Origin of the sequence: Arthrobacter sp. efr-133-TYG-120, assembly GCF_030209785.1 — a bacterium.
In the GTDB taxonomy this organism is placed as follows: Bacteria; Actinomycetota; Actinomycetes; order Actinomycetales; family Micrococcaceae; genus Arthrobacter.
The window spans coordinates 1-3,898 of the sequence record NZ_JARVRI010000007.1 but is presented as its reverse complement, the minus strand read 5'-3'; the positions used below and the strand labels follow the sequence as shown (position 1 = coordinate 3,898).

Annotated in this window: 4 protein-coding genes; 3 read left to right on the top strand and 1 reads right to left on the bottom strand. The window is 61.2% G+C overall.

Annotated elements, in window-relative coordinates:
• The first annotated feature begins 319 nt into the window (after positions 1 to 319).
• From QRN51_RS05035 to QRN51_RS05025, 3 genes are all read left to right on the top strand, one after another.
• Positions 320 to 1,048, top strand: a complete 729-nt coding sequence (locus QRN51_RS05035) for a GntR family transcriptional regulator (RefSeq protein ID WP_284988892.1) — start codon at positions 320 to 322, stop codon at positions 1,046 to 1,048.
• Positions 1,049 to 1,126: 78 nt separating this feature from the next.
• Positions 1,127 to 2,329: a CaiB/BaiF CoA transferase family protein gene (locus tag QRN51_RS05030; protein WP_284988891.1), complete on the top strand. Its 1,203-nt coding sequence runs from the start codon at positions 1,127 to 1,129 to the stop codon at positions 2,327 to 2,329.
• Positions 2,330 to 3,490 carry an acyl-CoA dehydrogenase family protein gene (locus QRN51_RS05025; RefSeq protein WP_284988890.1) on the top strand — a complete coding sequence of 387 codons (1,161 nt, stop codon included), beginning with the start codon at positions 2,330 to 2,332 and terminating at the stop codon, positions 3,488 to 3,490. It begins immediately after the preceding gene.
• A 208-nt stretch (positions 3,491 to 3,698) separates the two neighbouring features.
• Here the strand turns inward: QRN51_RS05025 and QRN51_RS05020 are convergent.
• Positions 3,699 to 3,898 (bottom strand): hypothetical protein (locus tag QRN51_RS05020; RefSeq protein ID WP_284988889.1); only part of this gene is annotated, 200 nt, incomplete at its 5' end.

The window sequence follows — 3,898 nt, the reverse complement described above, 5'->3', positions numbered from 1 at the left end:
ACAACCATTCACCGGCCAGGCCCCGACACACCGTGTCGGGGCCTGACCCACTTAACACACCCGAACACACGGCACACGAGCGAGGGTCCCACGAAAACCCCGCATATCCGAGCCCGCGTCCCACGAAAACCCTTTATTACTGAGCGGCGGTCCGGGGCATCCAACCCCGGCCCACCCATGACCCGGTTTCCCCGGACCCCCGCTCGGATATGGCCTCGAAATCCCAAACCCCCGCTCGCCTATGGACCCGAAATCCCAAACCCCGGCTCACATACACACCCTCCGAGAGCAGGTCGGCGTCGACCCTTACAATGTCAGGATGAGTAGCATGCAACAGGTTACTCCCGGAGTGTCGCTGACAGCACAGGCCACAGAGATGCTGCGGGCGGCAATCACGTCCGGTGAGATGACGCCCGGGGAGCACTATTCCGCGATCGGACTAGCCGAAAGACTCGGCGTGTCCAGAACGCCGGTACGTGAGGCCCTGCAGCTGCTCGAAAAGGAGGGCATTGTCCGGATCGAGAAGAACCGCGGCGTCCGCGTGCTCCAGATTTCACTTGATGAGATTGTGCAGATCTTCCAGATCCGAATTCTTCTTGAGCCCCCGGCAGCGGCTAGGGCCGCCGAGGTCATCACCAAGGACGACTTGGAGCATTTCCGGTTGTTGCACGGGCGGATCCTGGACGCTGCGGCCGGCGAGGACGGTCCCGGCACCCTGCAGGCGGACAAGGAATTTCACCTGTTCCTCATGGGTTTGGCGGGTAATCCCCGCCTAACGACCCTGGACGGCGAGCTCCGCAATCTCGTTCTCGCGCAAGGGTTGGTGACCATCCCTTCAATCCGAAGCAGCCAGGACTTGGCGGACGACCGTCGAGGCATTCTCGAGGCATTGGAGCGAAAGGACCCGCAGGCTGCATCGGCCGCGGTTCGAGAACATGTCACCCGTACCGCCCGGCTTCTCATTACGGGCGTTTGCGCGAAGACGCCGGGGCTGTCCTCTGATGCCTATCTGGCGAAGCTGGATCAGCTGACGAAACTCCGCGGCTGACTCCAATACGGCGAGGAATTGTTTACAAGCTGAAGACAATCCCCTACAGTTGCATGCAACATACAACTATCGAGGGAGATGGTCGTGGAATCCACAGCGGACAGCCGAAGCGGTCTGCCTCAGCCCTTGGCTGGAATACGGATCGCGGACTTTTCGCGGGTTCTAGCCGGACCGCTGTGCTCCATGATGCTGGCCGATTACGGTGCGGACGTTATCAAGATAGAGAGTGCTGCCGGCGACGATACCCGGGCCTGGGTCCCGCCTGTGGACATCGACGGCACCGGCACCTATTTTGGAAGCGTCAACCGGAACAAGAGATCAGTGGTAGCCGATCTCAAGTCCGATGAGGGATTGAGTTATGCCCGAGCGCTCGTGGCCGGCTGCGACGTCGTTATCGAAAACTTCCGCCCGGGAGTCATGGCGAAATTCGGGCTGGATTATCAGACCGTCTCCGAGAGCCGGCCGGATATTGTCTACTGTTCGATCTCTGGCTTCGGGGCTGGCACCGGCGCGGATCTGCCTGGCTATGACCTGCTCGTGCAGGCACTTGGCGGTCTGATGAGTATTACCGGCCAAGCGGACGGAGAACCCAGCAAGGTGGGGGTTGCCCTGGTTGACGTCCTCACGGGACAGAATGCCCTGGCAGGGATCCTGATGGCCTTGCGGGTGCGCGATGCCGCAGGGACCGGCCAGCAGGTGCAGATCAACCTCTTTTCTTCGCTCCTGGCAGCCCTGGTCAACCAAGCCACGGCCACTTTGGCCACGGGCTGTTCGCCTGCCCGGCTAGGTAATGCACACCCCAGCATTGCCCCTTATGAGACATTCCGCACTGGCGGCGGCACGCTCGCCATCGCGGTCGGTAACGACCGGCAATTTGCGGCCCTTGCGTCAGTTCTGGGACTCAAGGGATTGCCCGAGCAAGCGAGGTTCTTCACTAACGAACGCCGTGTAGCGTCCCGAGAGGAGCTGCGGATTGTGGTCGAGACTGCGCTCGATGCTGACACTGCTGCGAATTGGCAACGGAAATTGCTCGCCGCCGGTGTTCCTGCGGGGAGGGTCAACACCGTCGGCGAGGCTTTCGAACTGGCAGAGCGCCTGGGGCTGGAACCGTCGATCATTGTCACTGACCCCGCCACAGGTCGCAGCTCCCGGCAGTTGACCAACCCGATCCGGCTGTCCGCGTCGGCGCCGAGCTACAGGCAAGTTCCCCCGGACATTGGCGAGCACCAAGGGTCTACCTTCGCAGTCCGACCTCCAAACACATCCGCGAAAGGCACATAGATGTCCGATATCAGCGATCTGATTGACTTTGATTCCCTCCTCAGCGCGGATGAGCGTGCACTGCGCGATTCGGTGCGGGCCTTCGTGGATAGCGAAGTCAGGCCACACGTCGCAACTTGGTATGAAAGGGCCGTTTTCCCGCTGGAACTTGTCCCTGAACTGGCCAAGATGGGCCTGCTCGGCATGCACCTGAAGGGTTACGGCTGCGCCGGCCGATCCGCCGTCGAATACGGCCTGACCGGAGCGGAACTTGAGGCTGGCGATTCCGGGCTGCGGACCTTCGTCTCGGTGCAGGGCTCACTGGCGATGAGCGCCATCTACAAGCACGGTTCGGATGAACAGAAAGCCGAATGGCTGCCTGCGATGGCCGCGGGGGAAGCGATCGGCTGCTTTGGGCTGACGGAACCGACGGCGGGGTCGGATCCGGGTGGCATGACTACCTTTGCGCACCGCGACGGAGGCGACTGGATCCTCAACGGATCAAAACGCTGGATCGGCCTAGCGTCGGTCGCCAAAGTCGCCATCATCTGGGCCCAGACCGACGGCGGCGTCCGCGGCTTTGTAGTCCCAACCGAGACACCTGGATTCACGGCGACGCCGATCGAGCCTAAGCTCTCCATGCGGGCCTCCATCCAATGCGACATCGAATTGTCCAACGTGCGACTACCCGAAAGCGCAATGCTGCCAAACGTCGTCGGGCTCAAAGGGCCCTTCTCATGCCTGAACGAAGCCCGCTACGGGATCATCTGGGGCGCCATGGGCGCTGCTCGCGATGCGTTCGAGGTAGCCCTCGATTACTCCAAGGGCCGTCTGCAGTTCGGCAGGCCGCTGGCCGGCTACCAGCTGACCCAGCAGAAGTTGGTTGATATGGCCCTGGAGATCAATAAGGGATTCCTCCTGGCCTTGCACCTTGGGCGCAAGAAGGACGCCGGCACCTTGCAGCCGGACCAGATTTCGGTGGGCAAATTGAACAACTGCCGCGAGGCCATCAAGATTGCCCGCGAAGCCCGCACAATCCTTGGCGGCAACGGAATAACGCTGGACCACTCACCCTTGCGGCATGCCAACAACCTGGAATCCGTTCGCACGTATGAAGGCACCGACGAAGTCCATACCCTGATCTTGGGTAGCAAGCTCACTGGTATCGCCGCGTTCCGTTAGGGGCCCGACGCCGGAACCCGCGTTCCGCCGTCGACGTCGCCGCGGCGGTCCGATCGGGCGCTGTGGATCCCTCTGAGGTGCGGGGTACGGCGGGGCGTCAGTGCTGGATTTGCGCGCGGCACAGAAGCCGTGTAATGTCTTCTAAGTCGCCGCGAGGGAGACAGCCTAGAGCTGGGAACCACGGGTGGCCAACCCCTTCAAATTGAGCCTAAAACGGCTGGTGCTTCGTGCGCCGCAATTTGAGGGAAATTCGAATTGTAATCGTGAAATTGGTTGAGATACTGATTTGCAAAGCGATGGTGGTTCGGGTAAGTTTGGAAAGTTGCTCCGGAGCGAGTCTGGGCCCTTTGGTGGGTTGGGTGGTGCCGGGTGTGTCTGTTGTTTGAGAACTCAATAGTGTGCCAAGTT

Coding starts and splice junctions, on each gene's coding strand:
- QRN51_RS05025 (WP_284988890.1), top strand. CDS start 2,330: ATGTCCGATATCAGCGATCTGATTGACTTTGATTCCCTCCTCAGCGCG.
- QRN51_RS05035 (WP_284988892.1), top strand. CDS start 320: ATGAGTAGCATGCAACAGGTTACTCCCGGAGTGTCGCTGACAGCACAG.
- QRN51_RS05030 (WP_284988891.1), top strand. CDS start 1,127: ATGGTCGTGGAATCCACAGCGGACAGCCGAAGCGGTCTGCCTCAGCCC.